At 63.5% G+C, this 22236-nt stretch carries 23 protein-coding genes; 13 read left to right on the top strand and 10 right to left on the bottom strand.

The window, feature by feature from the left end; all coding sequences use genetic code 11:
- Window positions 1-111 precede the first annotated feature (111 nt).
- The 5 genes from zipA to rpsF form a co-directional block, all read right to left on the bottom strand.
- Window positions 112-852, bottom strand: a complete 741-nt coding sequence (gene zipA / locus ACVOK8_RS08470; protein ID WP_481566445.1) for a cell division protein ZipA — start codon at window positions 850-852, stop codon at window positions 112-114.
- A gap of 48 nt (window positions 853-900) precedes the next feature.
- Window positions 901-4404 carry a chromosome segregation protein SMC gene (gene smc, locus ACVOK8_RS08465; RefSeq protein WP_481566444.1) on the bottom strand — a complete coding sequence of 1168 codons (3504 nt, stop codon included), beginning with the start codon at window positions 4402-4404 and terminating at the stop codon, window positions 901-903.
- A 231-nt stretch (window positions 4405-4635) separates the two neighbouring features.
- Entirely contained in the window at window positions 4636-5085 is a 450-nt protein-coding gene (gene rplI / locus ACVOK8_RS08460; RefSeq protein WP_481510371.1) for a 50S ribosomal protein L9, read from the bottom strand.
- A 144-nt stretch (window positions 5086-5229) separates the two neighbouring features.
- Complete coding sequence (gene rpsR / locus ACVOK8_RS08455) at window positions 5230-5460, bottom strand: 30S ribosomal protein S18 (RefSeq protein ID WP_002804494.1); 231 nt, start codon at window positions 5458-5460, stop codon at window positions 5230-5232.
- An 11-nt stretch (window positions 5461-5471) separates the two neighbouring features.
- Window positions 5472-5903: a 30S ribosomal protein S6 gene (gene rpsF / locus ACVOK8_RS08450; protein ID WP_282266085.1), complete on the bottom strand. Its 432-nt coding sequence runs from the start codon at window positions 5901-5903 to the stop codon at window positions 5472-5474.
- A 250-nt stretch (window positions 5904-6153) separates the two neighbouring features.
- On the opposite strand from rpsF, the gene ACVOK8_RS08445 reads away from it, so the two are divergent.
- Window positions 6154-7368: an MFS transporter gene (locus ACVOK8_RS08445; protein ID WP_481566443.1), complete on the top strand. Its 1215-nt coding sequence runs from the start codon at window positions 6154-6156 to the stop codon at window positions 7366-7368.
- 186 nt (window positions 7369-7554) lie between these two features.
- Here ACVOK8_RS08445 and ACVOK8_RS08440 read toward each other — a convergent pair whose 3' ends face one another.
- The gene (locus tag ACVOK8_RS08440) at window positions 7555-7893 is read right to left on the bottom strand and encodes a HesB/IscA family protein (protein ID WP_282266089.1); all 339 of its coding nucleotides are present in this window, start codon (window positions 7891-7893) and stop codon (window positions 7555-7557) included.
- Between the two features lie 149 nt (window positions 7894-8042).
- Here ACVOK8_RS08440 and asnS point away from each other — a divergent pair, with 149 nt between their 5' ends.
- From asnS to can, 5 genes are all read left to right on the top strand, one after another.
- The gene (gene asnS, locus ACVOK8_RS08435) at window positions 8043-9437 is read left to right on the top strand and encodes an asparagine--tRNA ligase (protein WP_481566442.1); all 1395 of its coding nucleotides are present in this window, start codon (window positions 8043-8045) and stop codon (window positions 9435-9437) included.
- 32 nt (window positions 9438-9469) lie between these two features.
- Window positions 9470-9775: a hypothetical protein gene (locus tag ACVOK8_RS08430; protein ID WP_481566441.1), complete on the top strand. Its 306-nt coding sequence runs from the start codon at window positions 9470-9472 to the stop codon at window positions 9773-9775.
- The gene (locus ACVOK8_RS08425; RefSeq protein ID WP_282266095.1) at window positions 9772-10083 is read left to right on the top strand and encodes a hypothetical protein; all 312 of its coding nucleotides are present in this window, start codon (window positions 9772-9774) and stop codon (window positions 10081-10083) included. Before ACVOK8_RS08430 ends, ACVOK8_RS08425 begins: the two co-directional genes overlap by 4 nt.
- 10 nt (window positions 10084-10093) lie before the next feature.
- Window positions 10094-10738: an FMN-binding negative transcriptional regulator gene (locus tag ACVOK8_RS08420; RefSeq protein ID WP_481566440.1), complete on the top strand. Its 645-nt coding sequence runs from the start codon at window positions 10094-10096 to the stop codon at window positions 10736-10738.
- Window positions 10739-10819: 81 nt separating this feature from the next.
- Window positions 10820-11482 carry a carbonate dehydratase gene (gene can, locus ACVOK8_RS08415; protein WP_481566439.1) on the top strand — a complete coding sequence of 221 codons (663 nt, stop codon included), beginning with the start codon at window positions 10820-10822 and terminating at the stop codon, window positions 11480-11482.
- Window positions 11483-11622: 140 nt separating this feature from the next.
- Here the strand turns inward: can and ACVOK8_RS08410 are convergent, their stop codons facing one another.
- Entirely contained in the window at window positions 11623-11883 is a 261-nt protein-coding gene (locus ACVOK8_RS08410; protein ID WP_481566438.1) for a hypothetical protein, read from the bottom strand.
- Window positions 11884-11912: 29 nt separating this feature from the next.
- Here ACVOK8_RS08410 and ACVOK8_RS08405 point away from each other — a divergent pair, with 29 nt between their 5' ends.
- The 7 genes from ACVOK8_RS08405 to ACVOK8_RS08375 all read left to right on the top strand — a co-directional run bounded on the left by ACVOK8_RS08405 (window position 11913) and on the right by ACVOK8_RS08375 (window position 18395).
- Window positions 11913-12440, top strand: a complete 528-nt coding sequence (locus tag ACVOK8_RS08405) for a 3-hydroxyanthranilate 3,4-dioxygenase (RefSeq protein WP_481566437.1) — start codon at window positions 11913-11915, stop codon at window positions 12438-12440.
- A gap of 50 nt (window positions 12441-12490) precedes the next feature.
- Window positions 12491-13765, top strand: coding sequence for a kynureninase (gene kynU, locus ACVOK8_RS08400; protein ID WP_481566436.1), 1275 nt, complete (start codon window positions 12491-12493; stop codon window positions 13763-13765).
- Window positions 13766-13783: 18 nt separating this feature from the next.
- Window positions 13784-15154, top strand: coding sequence for an FAD-dependent oxidoreductase (locus tag ACVOK8_RS08395; protein WP_481566435.1), 1371 nt, complete (start codon window positions 13784-13786; stop codon window positions 15152-15154).
- Window positions 15154-16593, top strand: a complete 1440-nt coding sequence (gene sbcB, locus ACVOK8_RS08390) for an exodeoxyribonuclease I (protein WP_481566434.1) — start codon at window positions 15154-15156, stop codon at window positions 16591-16593. Before ACVOK8_RS08395 ends, sbcB begins: the two co-directional genes overlap by 1 nt.
- Complete coding sequence (locus tag ACVOK8_RS08385) at window positions 16590-17276, top strand: DUF2461 domain-containing protein (protein ID WP_481566433.1); 687 nt, start codon at window positions 16590-16592, stop codon at window positions 17274-17276. The genes sbcB and ACVOK8_RS08385 overlap by 4 nt, the downstream gene beginning before the upstream one ends.
- Window positions 17277-17347: 71 nt before the next feature.
- Complete coding sequence (locus ACVOK8_RS08380; RefSeq protein ID WP_481514154.1) at window positions 17348-17821, top strand: SRPBCC family protein; 474 nt, start codon at window positions 17348-17350, stop codon at window positions 17819-17821.
- Between the two features lie 19 nt (window positions 17822-17840).
- Window positions 17841-18395 (top strand): DUF2939 domain-containing protein, encoded by a 555-nt coding sequence (locus ACVOK8_RS08375; RefSeq protein ID WP_481566432.1) that lies wholly within the window; start codon window positions 17841-17843, stop codon window positions 18393-18395.
- Window positions 18396-18410: 15 nt separating this feature from the next.
- On the opposite strand, the gene ACVOK8_RS08370 is transcribed toward ACVOK8_RS08375, so the two are convergent.
- The 3 genes from ACVOK8_RS08370 to ACVOK8_RS08360 all read right to left on the bottom strand — a co-directional run bounded on the left by ACVOK8_RS08370 (window position 18411) and on the right by ACVOK8_RS08360 (window position 22049).
- On the bottom strand, window positions 18411-19784 hold the full coding sequence (locus ACVOK8_RS08370; protein WP_481566431.1) for an NAD(P)-binding domain-containing protein: 1374 nt from the start codon (window positions 19782-19784) through the stop codon (window positions 18411-18413).
- A gap of 479 nt (window positions 19785-20263) precedes the next feature.
- Window positions 20264-21208: a 5'-nucleotidase gene (locus ACVOK8_RS08365; RefSeq protein WP_481516308.1), complete on the bottom strand. Its 945-nt coding sequence runs from the start codon at window positions 21206-21208 to the stop codon at window positions 20264-20266.
- Window positions 21209-21284: 76 nt separating this feature from the next.
- Entirely contained in the window at window positions 21285-22049 is a 765-nt protein-coding gene (locus ACVOK8_RS08360; protein WP_481514158.1) for an NAD kinase, read from the bottom strand.
- Window positions 22050-22236 lie beyond the last annotated feature (187 nt).

The raw sequence follows: 22236 nt of genomic DNA, 5'->3' as shown, positions 1-22236 counted from the left end.
CGCACCCCTCCCCGGCCCTCCCCTGCGCGGCGCGCAAGGGAGGGGGAAAAGCCCTGCCCCCTCCCTTGGGGCAGCGCAGGGGAGGGCTGGGGAGGGGTAGCTCTTAAAGCCTCACCAACGCGGCGACTTGGTCAGCGGCGGCGCCTGATGCTGGCGGTCATATGCACGCAGATCATCGCGGATATGCGCGATGCGCTGGCGACCCAGCGCATTGCGGCTGTCATCCAGCACCACGCCATCCAGCAGCTCGCCCATGCGCTGCACGGTCGGCAGCATCTTTTCCCAGGCATCGAGCGCAGTCATCGGCGCTGGCAGGGTCAGGAAGAACGCAATGGCCGGGGTTTCCATCTCGCGGATGTTGGCCATGTCGAAACTGCCCGGCTTCATGATGCTGGCCATCGAGAAGATCGGGCCGCGCTCCGAATGCCCTTCCACCAGACGGTGGAACACATTCATGTAGCCGAAGACCAGGCCAGTCTTTTCCGCCGCCACCACGATGTCCTCGCCACGCAGCACCTGCCCGGAACGGGCAGCCACGTACAGCGAGACAATCTTGTCGAAATCCTGTGTAGGCCGCTTGCCGAGCTCACTCAGGTTGCCTTCGTCCACGTCAGGCAGGCCAAGCTCGGGCTGGCTCACGCCGTCGCCTTCTGCGCCGCCCTCGCCCACCTCGGCACCTGCAGCGCCATCGGCACCGCCCAGCACCGGCTCACGCCGCGGTTGCTCACCGCTGGCAGGTTCCTTGCGCTTGCCTTGCGCCAGCCGCTTGGGCCGGCTGAAAAAGAAAATGGCCGCTACCAGCAAAACGCCGGCAACCAGAATGCCGATACGCAACAGTGCCGTGTCAGACATGCGCTGCAGTCTCCGGATTAATCGTTCAGGTGGTTAAAGGATGGCACGTCAGGCCGCGCCCGCCAATCGGGCAGCCTCTTCCAGATCAACACTGACCAGTCGACTGACACCTGGCTCACGCATGGTGACACCCGACAACTGGTGCGCCGCCTCCATCGTCGCCTTGTTATGGCTGACGAACAGGAACTGCACCTTCTCGCTCATTTCCTTGACCATATTGGCCAGGCGGCCGACGTTGGCCTCGTCCAGCGGCGCATCCACCTCGTCCAGCAGGCAGAACGGGGCCGGGTTGAGCTGGAAGATCGCAAATACCAGCGCCACCGCGGTCATCGCCTTCTCACCGCCAGACAGCAGCGAGATATTGGACACGCGCTTGCCCGGCGGCCGCGCCATGATGGTCACGCCGGTGTCGAGCAGGTCTTCGCCGGTCAGCTCCAGGTAGGCATGGCCACCGCCGAACAGGCGCGGATACAGCGCCTGCACGCCGGAATTGACCCGGTCGAAGGTGTCCTTGAAGCGCCCGCGGGTTTCGCGGTCGATCTTGCGGATGGCGTCTTCCAGGGTTTCCAGCGCGGTATTCAGATCGACGTTCTGCGCCTCCAGGTACTCCGAGCGCTGCGAGGCCTCGCCGTATTCGTGGATCGCCGCCAGATTGACCGGCTCCAGCCGCCGCATGCGGCCGTCGATCTGGTGCACTGTCGATTCCCAATCCGATAGCCGCGCATCTTCGGGCAGCGTATTGATCACGTCCTGCAGCACGAAGCCGGCCTTCTCCACCGCAGCCGACAGCTGCTCGGCACTGAGCACCAAGGCCTGCTGATCGAGCTTGCGCTGCGAGATGCGTTCGCGCTGCGCCAGTGACTGCTCATCGCGCTGGTGGCGGGTCTGTTCCAGGCCACGCAGCTCATGATCGATACCGTCAAGCAAGGTACGCGCTTCGGCGAGCACGCGATCAACACGCACGCGCTCGGCCAATGCGTTCTGGTGCTCGGCTTCCAGCGTATGGACCGGCGTATCGCCCTCATCCAGCTGCGAGTGCAGTTCGCCGAGACGTGAATCCAGCTGACCGCGCTGGCTGCCCATGCGCTCCAGTGCATGGCTCAGCGAACTGATCTGGGTGCGCTGCGACTCCAGCGTCAGCGCCAGCGCATGCATGCTGTCGCGCACATTGCGTGCAGCATCACGCGCCTGATCACGGGCATCGCTCATCTGCCTGCGCTCGCTTTCCAGCGCGTGCCGGGCCGATTCCAGATCGCCCATGCTAGACACGGCCTCATCCAGTCGCAGGCGCGCCTCGGTGGCCTGCTCGCGGCTGACATCCAGCGTTTCCAGCAGCTGCGCCAGCTCGCTCTCGATACGTTCAATGCGCGTGCGCGTGGATTCCAACTTGCCTTGCTGGCTCTGCAGCTGCCCCGCCAATTCGGAGCCGGCGCGATGCGCTTGATACAACGAGCGCTGCACGTCTTCGCGCTGCTGCTCGGCAGCCAACAATTGCTCACGCAAGCCAGCCAGCTGCTGCTCCAATGCAGCCTCTCGTTCCTGCAGGGATTCGATCTGCTCGCGCAAGGTGACGATTTCGCGCTCACGCAGCAACGCGCCCTGCTCGGCCGCACCGGAGCGCGACAAACGCACCCAGCCCTGCCCCAGGCGTTCACCGCTGCGGGTGATCACCGACTCGCTGTCACCCAGCTTGCCTTGCAGCTGCTGCGCCTGCGTCAGGTCTTCAGCGCCATGCAGATGCGCCAGCAGACGGCGGATCGCCAGCGGCCCCTGCACTTTCGCGGCCAGCGAGGTCGGCGCGAAGTCAGCCTTGCCATCGACGTTGGCAACCAGCGCAATGCGCCCTTCACCCAACTCGGCCAGTGCATCGACCAGGGCTTCCGGTGCATCCACCAGCACGCCTTCGATCAGCTGCCCGAGCGCACTTTCAACGGCATTCTCCCAGCCGCTTTCTACGGTAATGCGCTCGCCAACGCGCGCGGCCGAATCCAGCCCGTGTGCTTTCAGCCATGTTGCAGCAGCGCCCTGCTCCTGGCCCAGTGCGGCCTGCTGCAGTGTTTCCAGCGAGGAAAGCCGGCCGCGTGCTGACTGCGCCTGCTTGCGCACATCGGCCAGTTCCGACTGACCGGTGCGCTGCTGTTCCTGCAGTGCCGCCACCGATTCCTTGCGCAGTTCGACCTGCTCGCTCAAGGTCTCCAGCGCGGTCTTCTGCGCATCGTGTTCCAACTGCAGCTGCTCGAAAGCTTCGGCCAGCGCATCCAGATCCAGGCCGGCGCGCTCTGCCTGCAATGCTTCGCGGCGGCGGTCAGCCTCCAGGACCTGCTTGTCCAGATAGTCCACGCGGGTGCGCTCAACCTCGCCGGAGCGGCTTGCTTCGGAGGTATTGCGGTTATGCGCTTCCCAGCGCTGCTGCCAGTCGGCCAGCTTGGCCTCGGCCTCACGCAGTGCTTCCTGACGGATCTCGTTGTCTTCCTGCAGCTGCTCCAGCTGCGGCTCGGCGTTCTCCACCGACTCGCGCAGCACGATCAACTTGGCTTCGTCGCCGCTGATGTGCTGGCCAAGTTCGGACAGCGCCTGACGGGTTTCGTCGTGCGCCTTGTGCAGACGCTGCGCCAGTTCCCGTTGGTGGTGGATCTGCTGCTCAAGCCGGGCCAGGGTGCTGCCCACCTGGTACACATCGGCCTGCGCCTTGTTCAAATTCTCGGCCGCTTCTTCGCGGCGTACGCGGCCGGTTTCAATGCGGCTTTCCGCTTCGCGCTGCTCGGCGATCAACTGCTGCAGCTTGGTTTCTTCGCGCGACAGGGCTTCGCGCAGGCCACCCAGACGGCCATCGAGGCCGCGGTATTCCAGCGCCTTCCATTCCGCGTCCTTGACCCTGCGTTCTTCCTGCAACGCCTGGTACTGCTCGGCCTGCCGCGCCTGGCGCTTGAGGTGTTCGAGCTGCTTGCCGATTTCCTCGCGCAGGTCGTTGAGCCGATCCAGATTCTCGCGGGTGTGGCGGATGCGGGTTTCGGTTTCCTTGCGGCGCTCCTTGTACTTGGAGATGCCGGCGGCCTCTTCCAGATACACGCGCAGGTCTTCCGGGCGCGCCTCGATGATCTGGCTGATCATGCCCTGCTCGATGATCGAGTAGCTGCGCGGTCCAAGCCCGGTGCCCAGGAACAGATCGGTGATATCGCGGCGACGGCACTTGGTGCCGTTCAAATAATAGTTGCTGCTGCCATCACGGCTGACCGTGCGCTTGACCGAGATCTCGTTGAACGAGGCGTACTCGCCGGAGATCGTGTGATCGCTGTTATCGAAGATCAGCTCCACCGTCGCCTGCGACACCGGCTTGCGCCCGGCCGAACCGGAGAAGATCACGTCGGTCAGCGAATCGCCGCGCAGGCGGCTGGCCGAGCTCTCGCCCATCACCCAGCGCACCGCGTCGATGATGTTGGACTTGCCACAGCCATTCGGACCGACAACGCCGGTCATATTGGTCGGCAGGTGCAAGGTCGTGGGATCGACGAACGACTTGAAACCGGAGAGCTTGATCGTGGATAGACGCATGGAATCGGGCTGTTGGCGGACATCGGCAGCAACTGCCGACATCCGGAATGAGGTTCCGGAGGTTCCCTTCCCGCACTCAAGTCATTGATATTCCGTGGAATTCAACAGTCAAAGTACGGCACTGGCTACCGAGTATAGCGACACCCATGGCCATCGGTGGTCAGACCCACCAGGCGGCCAAAAGAAACGGGCGCCTTGCGGCGCCCGTTCTTTACAACCAGTGCGGCAGGATCAGGCGTCGGCTTCGACGATGACCTTGACGGTGGTTTCCACATCGGCGTGCAGCTTGACGATGACGTCGAACTCGCCAACGTTGCGGAAAGCGCCTTCGCCCAGGATCACTTCGCTCTTGCTCAGCTCCAGGCCGGCAGCGGTGAAGGCTTCAGCGATATCGCGCGGGCCAACCGAACCGTACAGCTTGCCTTCGGTCGAAGCGTGCGCACCGATGGTGACGCTGGCGCCTTCGAACTTGGCAGCGCGGGCTTCGGCATCGTTGTGCGAGGCCTGGGCCTTGGCTTCGTACTCAGCACGCTTGGCTTCGAACTCGGCGATGTTGCTGGCGGTGGCCGGAACGGCCTTGCCCTGCGGCACGAGGAAGTTACGGCCGTAGCCCGGCTTCACGTCAACCAGGTCGCCCAGGCCGCCGAGGTTGGTCACTTTCTGGATAAGAATCAGCTTCATGGTGTAGCTCCGTTATTCGTTAGCGGCGCCAATGGCTCCGCAACGCTTGCTGTCCGAATAGGACGGTGGATGCGGAAAATCCGGCCAAGGCCGGATTTCCTGTCGAGAACCCGCAACTGATGCGGGTTCTTCCGAAAAATCGGATTAGACGTCGTGGTTGTCCGTGTACGGGATCAGGGCCAGGAAACGGGCGCGCTTGACGGCCGTGGCCAGCTGGCGCTGGTACTTGGACTTGGTGCCGGTCACGCGGCTCGGAACGATCTTGCCGTTCTCGGTCAGGTACTGACGCAGGGTGTTGAGATCCTTGTAATCGATCTCTTTCACGCCTTCAGCGGTGAACTTGCAGAACTTGCGGCGGCGGAAGAACTTGGACATGAAAGTGCTCCTTATTCAGCAGAAGCGGCGTCGTCGCCGGCTTCGTCATTGTTGGAAGATGCACCTTCTTCGTCGTCACGACGACGGCGCTCGCCACGCTCGGGCTTGTCGCCCTTCTCGTCCTTGCTCTTCATGATCAGCGACTGCTCGGTGTCAGCCTCGTCACGCTTGATGACCAGGTTGCGCAGCACGGCGTCGTTGAAGCGGAAGCTCTCGGTCAGTTCGTTCAGAACTGCCTGGTCGGCTTCGATGTTCAGCAGAACATAGTGAGCCTTCACCAGGTTCTGGATCGGGTAAGCCAGCTGACGACGGCCCCAATCTTCCAGACGGTGGATGGTGCCGTTGCCGGCTTCGACCAGCGCTTTGTAGCGCTCGATCATGGCGGGGACCTGTTCGCTCTGATCCGGGTGGACCAGGAACACGACTTCGTAATGACGACTCATGTTTTTATACCTTTCGGATATAGCCCTGACGGGCTGGACAGCCCCCCGCTGTGCTTTGCGGTGGGGCAAGGGATCCTGCACTGGGAGCGCAGGAAGCCGGGTATTATCCACTGGAAGTGAACTGGAGGCAAGTTACCCCCGGCCCGTGCAACACAGTATCCGGCGCCGGAACGGGTCTCGACCGCTACCGATGCTGCGTCGCAACAGTACACTATGTAACCGATTCCACGCTCCTCCCGGACCGCCCGACGTGAATTCCACGCTTCCCCTGGCAGCGCAGCTGACGCCGCGCCAGCGCACCTTCATTCTCATCGCGCTCTCATTGGGCGGCTTTGCCATCGGCACCAGCGAGTTCGCAAGCATGGGCTTGATGCTGGAAATCAGCCGCGGCCTGGCAATCACTGAAGCCCAGGTCGGGCACTTGATCAGCGCCTACGCCATTGGTGTGGTGGTCGGCGCGCCGCTGCTGGCCTTTGCCGGCGCCAGCCTGCGCCGCCGCAGCCTGCTGCTATGGCTGATGGGCTTCTACGCCATCGGCAACCTGGCCAGCGCACTGGCCCCGAGCTACCACACGATGCTGCTGGCGCGCTTCGTCGCCGGCCTGCCGCATGGCGCCTATTTCGGCGTGGCCATGCTGGTCGCCGCCTCGATCAGCCCGCCAGAACAGCGCGGCGCGGCCGTTTCAAAGGTGCTGCTGGGGCTGTCCATCGCCATCCTGCTGGGCAACCCGCTGACCACCTGGCTGGGCCAGCAATTCAACTGGCGCAGCGCCTTCGTGCTGGTCAGCCTGCTCGCTCTCGCCACGGTAACGATGGTTGCCCGCCAGCTGCCAGCCGATCCCAGCGAGGTCCGCACCTCGCCGCTGCGTGAACTGCGCGCCTTCAATACCAGCCAGGTGTGGCTGGCGCTGGCCATCGGCGCGATCGGCTTTGCCGGCATGTTCTGCGTATTCACCTATCTCGCACCAACCCTGGTCAATGTCACCGGCATCAATGAGCGCTGGATGCCGGTCGCGGTCGGCCTGTTCGGCGTCGGCGCGATCATCGGCAACGTTGCTGGCGGCAAGCTGGTCGACCGGTTGCAGTTCCGCGCCGCCGGCGTGCTGCTGGCATGGTCCATCGTCGTGCTGATGCTGTTCCCGCTGGCCGCGAACTCGGCCTGGGCAATGGTACCGGCGATCATCGCCGTGGGTACGATGGGCGCGTTGGCCGTGGCCCTGCAGACCCGCCTGATGGACGCGGCCGGCGAGGCCCAGACCCTGGCCGCCGCCTCCAACCATGCCGCCTTCAATACGGCAAACGCGCTCGGCCCGTGGCTGGGCGGCATGGCTATTGGCGCCGGTTATGGCCACGCCTCCACCGGCTATGTAGGCGCGGTGACGGCAGCGGTTGGTTTGCTGCTGTGGGGCATTGCGGTGATGCTGCAGCGGCGCCAGGACGCGCCCGCGCAATTGGCAGCCGACTGAGCGTAGTGCCGAGCCATGCTCGGCAGGGGCTTTATGCACAATCCCGGACGCCGCCGGGAATGCCCCAGCCGAGCATGGCTCGGTCCTACAGGGGAAAGCGCCCTGTGCGCTGGACCTTGATGGCCCCGACACCTGACCAGCTTCGCGGCTTACGCCGCTCCTACAGAAGCAGCACAGCCGCCTTGCTCAGCGGTGCATGTCATCGGTGGTGAAGCTCTCGCCACAGCCGCATTCGGCCGCTGCGTTGGGATTCTTGAAGGTGAACGTCTCGCTCAGGCCCTGCTTGCCGAAGTCGATCTCGGTGCCATCCACCAGCGGCAGGCTCTGCGCGTCCACGTAGATGCGCACGCCGTCCTGCTCGAACACGGTGTCGCCCTCGCGCTCATCCTTGGCTAGGTCGGTGACATGGCCCCAGCCCGAGCAACCGGTGCGGGTCACGCCAAAACGCAGGCCAAGCGCACCCGGGGTGCCGCTGACGAAGCGCTGCACGCGGGAATGGGCGATGGGGGTCAGATGAACAGCCATGGTGGGGCGACTCCAGCAGAATTACGGTCCAATTATAGATGGAGGCGGTCCGCCGGACTGCAAGCGCTGATAAATGCTCGCCTGCCCGGGTGTTGAACCGCTAAAATCTCGCATTCACAGATCGAGTCGATCAACAGAGGATTCAAGTCATGACGGTGGTCAGCGTTGCACACGCCCTTGCCGGGAAGTTCCCGGAAGGCGGAGAAGTCACAGTCCGCGGATGGGTCCGCACGGTGCGCGGCTCGGCTGGACTGGCCTTCGTCAACGTCAGCGATGGCTCGGGCTTTGCCCCGATCCAGGTCGTGGCCACCGAAGCGCTGTCCAATTTCGAAGACATCAAGAAGCTGACCCCGAGCTGCTCGGTGATCGCCACCGGCACCCTGGTCAAGTCGCAGGGCAAGGGCCAGAGCTTCGAGATCCAGGCGCAGAGCCTCGAGATCGTCGGCTGGGTCGAAGACCCGCTGACCTACCCGATCCAGCCCAAGCCGATGTCGCCGGAGTTCCTGCGCGAAGTGGCGCACCTGCGCCCGCGCACCAACCTGTTCGGCGCGGTCACCCGTATCCGCGACTGCCTGTCCAAGGCCGTGCACCGGTACTTCCACGAGAACGGCTTCTACTGGATCAGCACGCCCATCGTCACCACCTCCGATGCCGAGGGTGCTGGCCAGATGTTCCGCGTCTCCACGTTGGACATGGCCAACCTGCCGCGCACCAGCGACGGCCAGGTCGACTTCAGCCGCGATTTCTTCGGCAAGGAAACCTTCCTGACCGTGTCCGGTCAGCTCAACGTCGAGGCTTACTGCCTGGCACTGAGCAAGGTCTACACCTTCGGCCCGACCTTCCGCGCCGAGAACAGCCACACCACCCGCCACCTGGCCGAGTTCTGGATGGTGGAGCCGGAAATCGCCTTCGCCGACCTGGCCGAAAACGCACGCGTGGCCGAGGATTTCCTGAAGTACCTGTTCCGCGCCGTGCTTGATGAACGTGCCGACGATATGGCCTTCATCGCCGAACGTGTACAGAAGGACGCCATCACCCGCCTTGAAGCCTTCGTCAATGCACCGTTCGAGCGCATCGAGTACACCGATGCAATCAGCCTGCTGCAGAAGTCCGGCAAGAAGTTCGACTACCCGGTCGAATGGGGCCTGGACCTGCAGACCGAACACGAGCGCTGGCTGACCGAAGAACACGTTGGCCGCCCGGTGGTGGTCACCAACTATCCGGAACACTTCAAGGCCTTCTACATGCGCCTGAACGATGACGGCAAGACCGTCGCCGCGATGGACGTGCTGGCCCCGGGCATTGGCGAGATCATCGGCGGCAGCCAGCGCGAAGAGCGCCTGAACGTGCTCGACGCGCGCATGGCGCAGTTCGGCCTGGATCCGGATCACTACCAGTGGTACCGCGACTTCCGTCGCTACGGTTCGGTGCCGCACGCCGGTTTCGGCCTGGGCTTCGAGCGCCTGGTGGTTTACGTCTGCGGCCTGTCCAACATCCGCGATGCAATCCCCTACCCGCGCGCACCGGGTTCGGCGGAGTACTGATTCATCTGATCCAGTAACAGGAGGCGGTGCCGTTGACCTTGTTCTTCGCTCTTTGCTTTGTCGGCGTGGCCATTGCCGGCCTTAGCGCCTTCCTGATTTTCTGGCCGTTGACGCTGGTCCATATACGCGACCGGCATCCGGCGCTGGCATCCGAATTCGGTGCCGGCGCCTTTCTCAAACCAGAGTGCCTGCGCTGGCTGCTGGGCCGCGGTTTTACCGGTATCGCCGACCGCTCGCTGTCCGGCTTGGCCACACCCGCCCGCATCGCTTTGCTGGTGATGCTCGGCGGGCTCGGCATGGCACTGCTGTTGTGGCTTTTTTCGCAGGTAATGAAATGACTGATTTCGAGAACACTCCTGACCAGTGGTGGCTGGCACAGCTCGGCGGCACCTTGATCTGGGCGCGCCTGCGGGTCCGTCCGGGCGGCACTGCCGAGATTCTGGACAGCGATGGCAACACCCTGAGCTACGACAGCGAAGACACTGCCCGTGCACAGCTGTTCGACGCCGAGTTCGTCGCCTTTGACGGCCTGGACGAAGAAGACGCGCTGCACCGCGGTTTCTCACTGCACGAAGTGAGCCCGCCGCAAGGCGACGACGACACGCTGCGCGAGCGCATGGTGCAGCTGCTCGGCACCCGGGTCTAAGCGGCCTTTCGTGTTCGCCCAGCGCGCCTTCGTCGAAACCGATCTGCTCTGGCTGGACCGCCTGCTGGCGCGCGACCCGTTCGTGACCCTGCTGACCACCGGCGACGACGGCCTGCCCGAACTGACGCGCATGCCGGTGCTGTACCGGCGTGACGGGGACAAAGTTGAGCTGATCGGCCATTGGGCCAAGGCCAACAAGCAGTCACGGCATAGCGGCCGCGCAAAGGTGCTGGTCAACGGCCCGCAGGGCTATGTCTCGGCCAGCTGGTACCCGGACAAGGAGAGCGCGGCGCGCGTCCCTACCTGGAACTACGCTGCCGCCGAATTGATCGGCGAACTGCACCGTTTCGACGACACCGCGGGCTTGGCACAGCTGCTGTCGGACACCAGCAACTTCTTCGAGGCCAGCGTCGGTCAGGATTGGCAGTTTGATGCCAGCCTGGACGATCACGCTCCATCGCTACGCGCCATCGTAGGCTTCCGCCTGGACGTGCAGCAGATCCAGATCAAGCTGAAACTGAGCCAGAACCACCCGCAGGCAAACCAGCTGGCGGTGATCGAGGCCTTGCAGGCCCTGGACACCCCCGATGCCCGCGAACTGGCGCAGTGGATGCAGCTTTACCGCAGTGAGCACGGCGATCAGCACGATGACTGAGCTGCGCCCCGTTTCCCGCGACGCCGCCGTCAACACTTCCGGCAGCGCCCTACCCCTCAAGATCGCAAGGGAAGCTTCAACATGAAAGACATCCACAACCTGCTGCTCAAGAACCGCGAATGGGCGGACCGGATCGAGAAGGAAGATCCCGAGTTCTTCCACCAGCTGGCCAAGCAGCAGAGCCCGGAATACCTGTGGATCGGCTGCTCCGATTCGCGCGTACCGGCCAACCAGATCATCGGCATGGCCCCGGGCGAGATCTTCGTCCACCGCAACATCGCCAACGTGGTGGTGCACACCGACCTGAACTGCCTGAGCGTGATCCAGTACGCCGTGGATCAGCTCAAGATCAAACACATCCTGATCGTCGGCCATTACGGCTGCGGCGGCGTGCATGCGGCCTTGAACAAGGTGCGTGTCGGCCTCGCAGACAACTGGCTGCGCCATGTCGGCGATGTCGCCCAGAAGCACGACGACATCCTGTCGCAGATCGACGATCCCGACCTACGCCACGCGCGCCTGTGCGAGTTGAACGTGATCGAACAGGTGGTCAACGCCTGCCGCTCGACCATCGTGCAGGACGCTTGGGCGCGCGGCCAGAAGCTGATGGTGCACGGCTGGGTCTACAGCCTGCGCGACGGCCGGGTCAGCGAAATGGGCATTGATGTGGGTTCGCCGGAGGAACTGCAGCCTGCGTATGAGAAGGCCTTGTCGTTTGTGCCGCGGAAGGGCAAAAGGCATTAACAGCCAACCCACCGAAGCTAGGCTTCCTCCCCTCTCCCGCGCGCGGGGTGAGAGGAGCAGCTTGCGAACCACAGGTTCGCTGCTACTCGAACGCCCTTGCGCAAGGGCCGGGGCGCGGAGCGGGGGCTGGGGGTGAGGGCCTACCGCCCCAGCCAAGTCAAAACCCTGCCCTCATCCGCCCTTCGGGCACCTTCTCCCGCATGCGGGAGAAGGGACAGAGCAGAAGCCAATTCCAAAGCAAAGGGCAGAGCCAAAGCCAAAGCCAAAGCAACAGCCAAAGCCAAAGCCAAAGCCAAAGCGAGATCAAAAGCAAAAGCCAATACAACGGCAACAGTCAAAGCAAAACCAACCACAACAGCAACTACAAAGCTAACGCCGCAACAACCAAACCACCAGAACACCCCAAGCCCCACCCACCAACAGGCCCCGCATGCTCCCCCTACCCCTGAACCTGCTCGGCTGGATCGAAGAACACCGCCATCTCCTGAAGCCGCCGGTCGGCAACAAGATGATCGAGAACGGTGACTTCATCGTCATGGTGGTTGCCGGCCCCAACAGCCGCAACGACTACCACTGGGACGAAGGCCCGGAGTGGTTCTTCCAGCTCGAAGGCGAGATGGTGCTGCGGATACAGGAAGATGGCGCGGTGCGCGACATCCCGATCCGGGCCGGCGAGATCTTCCTGCTGCCGCCACGCGTGCCGCATTCACCGCAGCGCATGCCCGGCTCGATCGGCCTGGTGGTCGAGCGCAAGCGACTGGACCATGAGCTCGACGGCTTCATGTGGTTCTGCCAGCAGTGCAATCACAAGATCTACGAGGAGTTCTTCCACCTGAAGAACATCGAGACTGATCTGCCCAAGGTCTTCGACCGGTTCCATGCATCCATCGAACACCGTACCTGCAGCCAATGCGGGGCCGTGCATCCACTGCCAAAACCTGTCACTCCAGAGGCCTGAGCGGCCGGGCGCGGTTACACTGCGGCTACATCCTCGACGTGTCCGCACCGATGAACGAAACGCTGTCACCCGCTCACGCCACCGCACTTGATGCTGCCGATCCGCTGCGCCACCTGCGCAGCCAGTTTCTGATCCCGCAGCACCAAGGCACCGATCAAACCTACTTCGTCGGCAACTCGCTGGGCCTGCAGCCGCGCGGTGCACAGGCGATGGTGCAGGAAGTCATGGATCAATGGGGCCGCATCGCCGTCGAAGGCCACTTCACCGGTCCCACGCAATGGCTGAGCTATCACCGCCTGGTCCGCGATTCGCTGGCCGGCGTGGTCGGCGCGCTGCCGCACGAAGTGGTGGCGATGAACACGCTGAGCGTGAACCTGCACCTGATGATGGTCAGCTTCTATCGGCCGAGCAGCGAACGTCCGGCGATCCTGATGGAAGCTGGTGCCTTCCCGACCGACCGCCATGCGGTCGAGGCACAGATCCGCTTCCACGGCTTCAATCCGGCCACCGATCTGATCGAAGTACAGCCAGACGAAGCCAACGGCACCATCTCGATGCAGGCGATCGAGCAGGCCATCAACGCGCACGGCAAGCGCGTCGCGCTGGTACTGTGGCCGGGCGTGCAGTACCGCACCGGCCAAGTGTTCGACCTCGACGCGATCACCCGCCTCGCACGCGCGCAAGGCGCCAACATCGGCTTCGATCTCGCCCACTCGGTTGGCAACGTGCCGTTGAACCTGCACGACGTCGCACCCGATTTCGCGGTGTGGTGCCACTACAAGTACTTGAATGCCGGTCCGGGTGCGGTTGCTGGTGCCTTCGTGCACGAACGCCATGCCAAGGACACCTCGTTGCCGCGTTTCGCTGGTTGGTGGGGCCACGAGCAGGCGACACGCTTCCAGATGGCACCGGAGTTCGTGCCCGAGCTGGGCGCCGAAGGCTGGCAGCTGAGCAATCCGCCGGTACTCGGGCTGGCTCCGTTGCGTGCATCCCTGGCGCTGTATGACGAAGCCGGTATGGACGCACTGCGCACCAAGTCGCTGAAGATCACCGGCTATCTCGAAACCATGGTGCGCGCACGTCTGGACCATGTGCTGCAGATCATCACTCCTGCCGAACCCGAGCGCCGTGGCTGCCAGCTGTCCCTACGCGTGGCCGGTGGCCGCGCACAGGGCCGCTCACTGTTCGAGTACCTGCAATCAGTAGGCGTGCTCGGCGATTGGCGCGAGCCCGATGTCATCCGCATCTCGCCCACGCCTCTGTACAACCGCTACAGCGATGTCTACCGCTTCGTCGATGAAGTGGAAACCTGGGCTGGCGTCTGACCAACGGAATCCTGTGACTTGAATACCCCCACCCCACGCAGCCTCACCCTGATCGGCGCCGGCCTGGCCGGCTCCCTGCTCGCCATTCTGCTGTCGCGGCAGGGCTGGAAAATCACCGTCTACGAACGCCGCGGTGATCCGCGCATCGCCGACTACGAGTCCGGCCGATCGATCAATCTCGCACTGGCCGAACGTGGTCGCAATGCCTTGCGCCAAGCTGGCGTCGAAGACGAAGTGATGGCCAAGGCGGTGATGATGCGTGGGCGCATGGTGCACCCGCGCGAAGGCGAGCCCGACCTGCAGCGTTACGGCCGCGATGACAGTGAAGTGATCTGGTCGGTGCACCGCAAGGACCTCAATACCACGCTGTTGCAGTTAGCCGAGGAAGCCGGTGCAACCGTGCATTTCCACCGCCGCCTGCACACCGTGGACTTCGATGCCGGCTATGCGCGCTTCATCGATGACCGCGACGACCAGCCGCATGACATCCACTTCAATACGCCGCTGATTGGTGCCGATGGTGCCGGTTCGGCGCTGCGTGCAGCGATGAACCGCAAACTCCCGTTGGGCGAACGCATCGAGTTCCTCGATCATTCGTACAAGGAACTGGAGATCCCGCCAGCAGCAGATGGCAGCTTCCAGATCGAAGCCAATGCCCTGCACATCTGGCCGCGCGGCAACTACATGTGCATCGCGCTGCCCAATGACGAAGGTACGTTCACAGTCACCCTGTTCCTGCCCAATGAGGGCGAGCCCAGCTTCGCAACGGTGCGCAACGGTGTCGAAGCGGAAGCCTTGTTCCAACGCGACTTCGCTGATGCGCTGCCATTGATTCCGAACCTGCGCACAGACTGGGACCAACATCCGCCGGGCCTGCTCGGCACGCTGTACCTGGAGCGCTGGCATCAGCGTGGCAAGGCGGTGCTGATCGGCGACGCCGCACATGCAATGGTGCCCTTCCACGGCCAAGGCATGAACTGCGCATTCGAAGACTGTGTGGTGCTGGCGCGCTGCCTGGCCGAGCATCCCGGCACCGAAGAAGCCTTCGCCGCATTTGAAGCCGAGCGCAAACCCAATGCCGCCGCCATCCAGCAGATGGCCTTGGACAACTATCTTGAGATGCGCGACCGCGTCGCTGACCCAAGCTACCTGCTGCAGCGCGAGCTGGAGCAGGCCCTGCAGGCACGCTGGCCAACCCGTTTCGTGCCGCACTACACGATGGTCACCTTCCTGCACACACCGTATGCGATTGCGTTGGAGCGTACCCGTCTGCAGCAGACCATTCTCGCCGATGCCACCGCCGGTCATGATTCGCTGGACAACATCGACTGGGCCGCTTTGGAGCGGGTTGTCCACGACCGATTGTCGGTACTGGAAGGAGCGCACTGATGGCCGAGAGCTTTCTGTTCTACGACCTGGAAACCTTTGGCCAGAACCCGCGTCGCACCCGCATCGCCCAGTTCGCCGCGGTGCGCACCGATGCCAACCTGAAAGTCATCGACGAGCCGGTCAGCTTCTACGTCAAGCCAGCCGATGATCTGTTGCCCTCGCCGATTGCCACGCTGATCACCGGCATCACCCCACAGCATGCGCTGGCCGAAGGTGTCAGCGAAGCCGAGGCCTTCGCCCGCATCAACGAGCTGATGAGCAAGCCTCAGACCTGCACGCTGGGCTACAACACGTTGCGATTCGACGACGAGTTCGTGCGCTACGGCCTGTTCCGCAATTTCCACGATCCGTACGAGCGCGAGTGGCGCAGCGGCAATTCGCGCTGGGATCTGCTCGACATGCTGCGGCTGGTGCACGCACTGCGCCCGGACGGCATCAACTGGCCCAAGCGCGAAGACGGCGCCACCTCATTCAAGCTCGATCACCTGGCGCTCGCCAATGACGTACGCGAAGGCGACGCGCACGAAGCGCTGTCCGATGTCTACGCCACCATCGGCATGGCGCGGCGCTTCCGTGAGGCGCAGCCTCGCATGTGGGACTACGCATTGCGCCTGCGCGACAAACGCTACGTCGGCAGCCTGCTTGATGTAGTGGCGATGGAACCGGTGCTGCATATCTCGATGCGCTACCCAGCCAGCCGCCTGTGCGCCGCGCCGGTGCTGCCTTTGGCCCGCCATCCGCATATCAACAACCGGGTGATCGTGTTCGATCTGGAAGGCGATATCGGGCCGCTGCTGGAGCTGTCGGTCGAAGAGATCACCGCGCGCTTGTACACCCGCGCCGCCGACCTGCCCGAGGGCCAGCAACGCATTCCGCTGAAGGAAGTGCATCTCAACAAGGTGCCGGCACTGGTTGCCTGGAACCATCTGCGCGATGCTGACTTCGAGCGCCTGGCCATCGACCCGGCGGTGATCGAAGCCAAGGCCGAGAAGCTGCGCGCGCTTGCTCCGCAGCTGGCCGAGAAGGCTCGCCAGGTGTTTGCGCGTGAACGCACGAATGATGGCCCGGTCGATGCCGACGCCTCGCTGTACGACGGCTTCCTGGCTGAAGGCGACAAGGGCCTGCTGAGCAAGGTGCGCACTGCGCCGCCGGAATCATTGGCCGAACTTGAACAGCGCTTCCGCGATCCGCGCCTGCCCGAACTGCTGTTCCGCTATCGCGCCCGCAACCATCCGCAAACGCTGGACGCGACCGCACGCTCACGCTGGGACACATATCGTCAGCAACGTTTCACCATTCCTGGCATGGCCGAGCAGACCTTGCCGGAATACGTCGCGCAGATTGCCGAATTGCGCGAAGAACACAAGGACAACCCGGCCTCACTGGTCTTGCTGGATGCCTTGGACCAGTGGCGCCATACCTTGCAGGACACACCATGACCCAGTATTTCAGCGATGCCAGCTTCAAGTTCCTGAAAGCATTGGCACGCCATAACGACAAGACCTGGTTTGCCGAGCACAAGCAGCAGTACGAAGACCATGTACGCCAGCCCTTCCTGCGCCTGATCACCGATCTGCAGCCAGACCTGAGCGAGGTCAGCACGCATTTCCAGGCCGATCCGCGCACCGTCGGCGGCTCACTGTTCCGCATCTACCGTGATTCGCGTTTCTCCCACGACAAAGCACCCTACAAGACCTGGCAGGGTGCACGCCTGTTCCATGAGCGCCGCAAGCAGGTGCCGGCGCCGTCGTATTACATCCATCTTGCACCGGGCGAGAGCTTTGTTGGTGCTGGCATCTGGCACCCGGAACCGGACGTACAGCGCCGCCTGCGCCAGTTCATCCTCGACAACCCCGGCAGCTGGAAGGCGGCCGCGCATGCGCCGGCCACGCGCAAGCGCTACGAGTTCGAAAGCAGCGAAAAACTGGTGCGGCCACCGCGCGGTTTCCCGGCCGACTTCGAGTTCATCGACGACCTCAAGCACCGCAACTGGGTGCTGTGGCGTTCGCTGGACGACGAGGTGATGACCGGCCCGCGCCTGCGCCAGAGCCTTGCCAAGGACCTGGCCGCACTCGGCCCGTTCGTTGACTACCTGTGCGCCGCATTGGATCTGGAATTCTGATTAGCGCGGGCTTCACGCAAACCAACCTGGTTTGCGGCACGCTTGGCGGCAACCTTCGACAGGAAGCCGCCATGACCAGCATCCACCTGCAAGTCTGGATCGATGCCCCGCTGGCCACCGTCTACAGCGGCCTGGCCAGCGCCGAGGGACTGAGTCACTGGTGGATTCCGCACCAGCAATCGCTCATCGACGGCGATACCGTGATCAGCCACAACCCCGGTTCCGGCCATGGCGTGGTTGCGCTGAAGGTGCTGGAGATCATCCCCGAGCGCTGCATCCGCTGGGAGGTGATCAGCCGTCACCCGCCACAGAGCCCGGCCTCGGCCTGGACCGGCACCGAGATCCGCTTCGACCTGTCACGCCGGGCCAGCCCCGGCGCCTGGCGCGGCCTGCCGCACGAAGGCGAGCCGATGACTGTGCTGGAGTTCCATCACTTGGGCTGGAACGGCGACAGCGAGTACCTGGGCTTCTGCAGCCAGGCCTGGGCCGAAACTCTGGTGATGCTGCGCCGTTGGGCCGAAGCCAGCATCCCCGCACATCCCTGATCCCGAGGACAGCAACGCAATGAAGAAGTGGATACTCGCCGCCGTCATCGCCATCGCAGTGCTGCTGGCCGCCTACGTCATCGGCGGCCCCTATCTGGCAATCCGCGGCATCAGCCAGGCCATCGAACAGCGTGACACTGGCAAGCTGGCGCGGCACGTCGACTTCGGCGCAGTGCGGGTCAACATCAAGGCGCAGGTCAACGACTACATCGTGCGCCGTGCCGGCAGTGATATGCAGTCCAGCCTGTTCGGTCAGGTAGCACTGAGCATGGCCGGCAATCTTACTGGCGCCGGCGTCGATACCTTTGTCACCCCGCTGGGCATTGCCGCGCTGCTGCAGGGCGACAGCCTGTGGAAGCGGGCCATCGGCGACACCGTCGGCGGCGACACCTGGGCTCCACCCTCGCCGGCCAGGCCGCTGGCCAATACCACCGGCCATTACGAGTCGCTGTCGCGCTACACCGCCACCACCCATCTGGAGGATGGCCGCGAAGTCGTTTTCGTGCTCAGTCGCCAGGGGCTGCGCTGGCGGCTGACCAATATCGTGCTGCCACTGGGACAGGCGCCGGGCTGACCGGCGCCATCTCCATCAGGCAATCCTGCGCGGCTGCTCCTCGATCACGCTGTCGGCGAGGAAGGCTTCCAGTGAATCATCCATCGCCTGCATCCAAGGTGTGTGATGCAGCGGCGCCAGCGTGCCGGTCAGCACCGAGCGGTAGCTGTAGTTGCGGTAGCCGAGGATGTCGTCCTTCTTGTCGTGCTTCCACTGTTTGAACAGCGTGGCCACGGCTTCGACGTTGAAGTCCGGATAGTCGGTAGCATCGAGCAGATCACGCACGTACCCGGTCTGGAAGTCGATGTCCTGCTCGGCCGAGGTCGTCGCCTCCTCGCGCGCCAACCAGGCTTCGCTGTCAGCACGCATTGCATCGGTGGCCGGCAGCGCGATCCTGCCGAGGATCACGTCGCGCGCATACCAGGCCTGGGCATCGAACATGTTGAAGGTGTAGTACTGGTCCTGCATGCCCAGATAGATCAGCTTGGGGTTGTCGATCCAGAACACACCCTTGTACAGATCACCGGGATACAAGCGATTGCGGGTACGCAGGGTCAAAGCATCGGGCAGGAACGGGAAATGGTGCTGGTAGCCGGTGCACAGCACGATCGCATCCACATCCTTGCTGCTGCCATCGATGAAGTACGCGGTGTTGCCCTCGACTCGCTGCAACAAAGGCTTTTCTTCAAAAGCCGCCGGCCAGTCATAACCGGTTGCAGCACTGCGATAGCTGAAGGTCACCGACTTGGCGCCGTACTTGTAGCACTGCGTGCCGATGTCCTCGGCCGAATAACTGGAGCCCACCAGCAGCAGATCCTTGTCGGCGAATTCACAGGCATCGCGGAAATCATGCGCGTGCAACACGCGGCCGGGGAAACGATCCACGCCTTCGAAGAACGGCGCGTTCGGCGTGGAGAAATGCCCGGTGGCAACGATTACCCGGTCGAACTCCTCGGTCAGCAGCTCGTCTTTCTTCAGGTCACGGACGGTGACGGTAAAACGCTCGGTCTCTTCCGAGTAATCGACCCATTGCACGGCCATGTTGAAGCGGATCTGATCACGCACGCCGCTCTTTTCGATGCGGCCCATGATGTAGTCGCGCAGCACGGCGCGTGGCGGATAGGAGGCGATCGGGCGGCCAAAATGCTCTTCGAAACTGTAGTCGGCAAACTCCAGCGCTTCCTTCGGGCCGTTCGACCAGAGGTAGCGGTACATGCTGCCATGTACGGGTTCGCCATAAGCATCCAGCCCGGTACGCCATGTGTAGTTCCACATCCCGCCGAGATCGGATTGCTTTTCGAAGCAGACGATCTCTGGCACTTCAGCCCCACCTCGACGGGCGGATTCAAAGGCACGAAGTTGCGCCAGGCCGCTCGGGCCGGCTCCAAGAATGGCGATACGCATGGTCATTCGGGTTGTTTCTCCTGTGTAGCTGCAATCGCGTAAACGCGACGGCACTGCGCAAGGGCGCGTTATGCGCCGTGCAGGAGAGACAATGCGTCCAGTCCCGCGCGGCGCGCGAAACACCCGGCCGCCACGCAAGGCAGCGCGAAAGGGAGTGGCAGGTACATGACGCTACCGGTCGGGGAACAGGCCCCGCCCCTGGATCACCGGGTGGGTGCAGTGCGGGAGGGATCTGCTGCATTCGTGCAGATCAGGGCGCGGCAGGATTGCCGCTGGTTCAGCTGGGAACCCGCGAAAGCGCCTTCATCCTAGCATGTGGGGAATGTAGGGCTGCAAGGCCGCGCTGGGCGCCGGATTGTGGGAGCGGCGTAAGCCGCGAAGCTGACTAGGCAAGAACGACTGATACCACTGCAATTGCACCTTGCCTGCTGTCGGATAGATTGGCCGCTTTGCGGCTTACGCCGCTCCCACAACAAACGGCAGCTTTAGTCAGGATTGGCTACGCCATGCGGCACATGCCCTGCAGCCACATGCTGGCGCGCGCTGTCGATGTTGTGTTGCGAATCATCGAAGAAGATGTCCGCACCAAACGCTTCCAGGAATGGGCCCTTGTGGCGGCCACCGAGGAACAGTGCCTCATCCAGACGCACGCCCCACTCACGCAAGGTGCGGATGACGCGCTCATGCGCAGGTGCCGAACGTGCGGTTACCAGCGCGGTGCGGATGGGTGCTGCTTCGCCAGCCGGGAATGCTGCCTGCAAGGCATGCAATGCCGACAGGAAGTTGCGGAACGGGCCACCGCTGAGCGGCTCATGCGCACGCTCGCGTTCGTGGCGGCCGAATGCCTCCACGCCCTGCTCGCGCGAAATACGCTCGCTTTCGTCCCCAAAGATCACCGCGTCGCCATCAAAGGCGATGCGCAGCTGGGTCTTGGAACGACCGGTATCGGTGGCAGCAGCCGAAGCCGCAGCAACGTCCTGCGCACTCTGCGGCAGGATGGTCGCCGCAGCGACGCCGTTGACCAGCGCACGCCGCACCGAATCCGGGTTGGCCGAAAGAAACAGATCCGTACCGAACGGTTTGACGTAAGGCCAGGTCGGCTCGCCTGCGGTGAAGGTGGCGCGCACGATATCCAGCTTGTAATGCTGGATGGAGTTGAAGATGCGCAGGCCGGTGTCAGCGGAATTGCGCGACAGCAGGATCACCTCGACGCGCGGAGTTTCTTCCGGCGCCCCGTCATTCAGCGCAAGCAGCTTACGCACCACCGGGAACGCCACACCGGGCTTGAGCACATCATCCTCGTGCGCGCGCTGGTAGGCGGCATAGGCCTCCAGACCTTCGCGTTCGAACAAGGCATGGCCTTCTTCAAGGTCGAACAGTGCGCGCGAAGTAACCGCGACGGTGAGAAGCCGGGGAGTGTTGTCACCCATGGACGATGAACCCAATACGATCAAGGAACGGGACCCAGTCTACCCGGAAGCGCCCTCGCTGCTGCCATTCCGGTGCTCAGACCATGAACTGCTCGCTGAGGATGCGCTCTTCGAGGTTGTGCTCGGGGTCGAACAACAAGGTCACCTGGCGCTCGCGCGATTCGCGGATGGTCACTTCCACCACATCGCGGGTTTCATGCGAATCAGCGGTGACGCTGACCGGGCGCTTATAGGGATCGAGGACGCGGAAGCGCACTTCGGTCTCGGCCTTGAGGATGGCGCCGCGCCAGCGCCGCGGCCGATACGGGGCCAACGGGGTCAAGGCAATGGTGTTGGAGCCCAGCGGCAGGATCGGGCCATGCGCCGAGTAGTTGTATGCAGTGCTGCCGGCGGGTGTGGAGACCAGCACGCCATCGCAGATCAGCTCTTCCACCCGCTGTTGTCCGTTGAGATCGATACCGATATGCGCAGCCTGTCTGGTTTGCCGCAGCAGCGACACGTCGTTATAGGCCAGCGAGCCGGTGGTGGTGCCGGATTCGGTCTGCGCGATCATTTCCAACGGCCGCAGGTAGGCCGGTTCGGCCAAGGCCAGGCGCTCGATCAGATCATCTTCGCGGTGGTGGTTCATCAGGAAGCCGACGGTGCCCAGTTTCATGCCGAATACCGGTTTGCCCTTGCCGCCGTGGCGATGCAGGGTCTGCAACATGAAGCCATCGCCGCCGAGCGGGCAGATCACGTCCGCGTCTTCCGGGTTGTGATCGCCATAGCGGGCAGCCAGGCTGACACGGGCCTGCTGGGCAGTCTCGACGGTGCTGGCGAGGAATGCGATTCGGGGGGACACGGGCGCGTCTTTTCGTTCGGCTTGGAGGGCGAGGATAACCTGCTGGTGTGTTGGCTGGTGCTTTCGTTTGCTTGGAAACTGAAGGCCAACGACAACAGCTTGCCCTCACCCCAACCCCTCTCCCGCGCGCGGGAGAGGGGCTACAGCGGCAATTGCACAGGATGCTTGCGCTCGCGGCGCTTAAGCC

The organism is Stenotrophomonas sp. STEN083, from assembly GCF_056759195.1.
The sequence above is the reverse complement of the archived record's forward strand: the minus strand, read 5'-3'. Positions and strand labels throughout refer to the sequence as shown.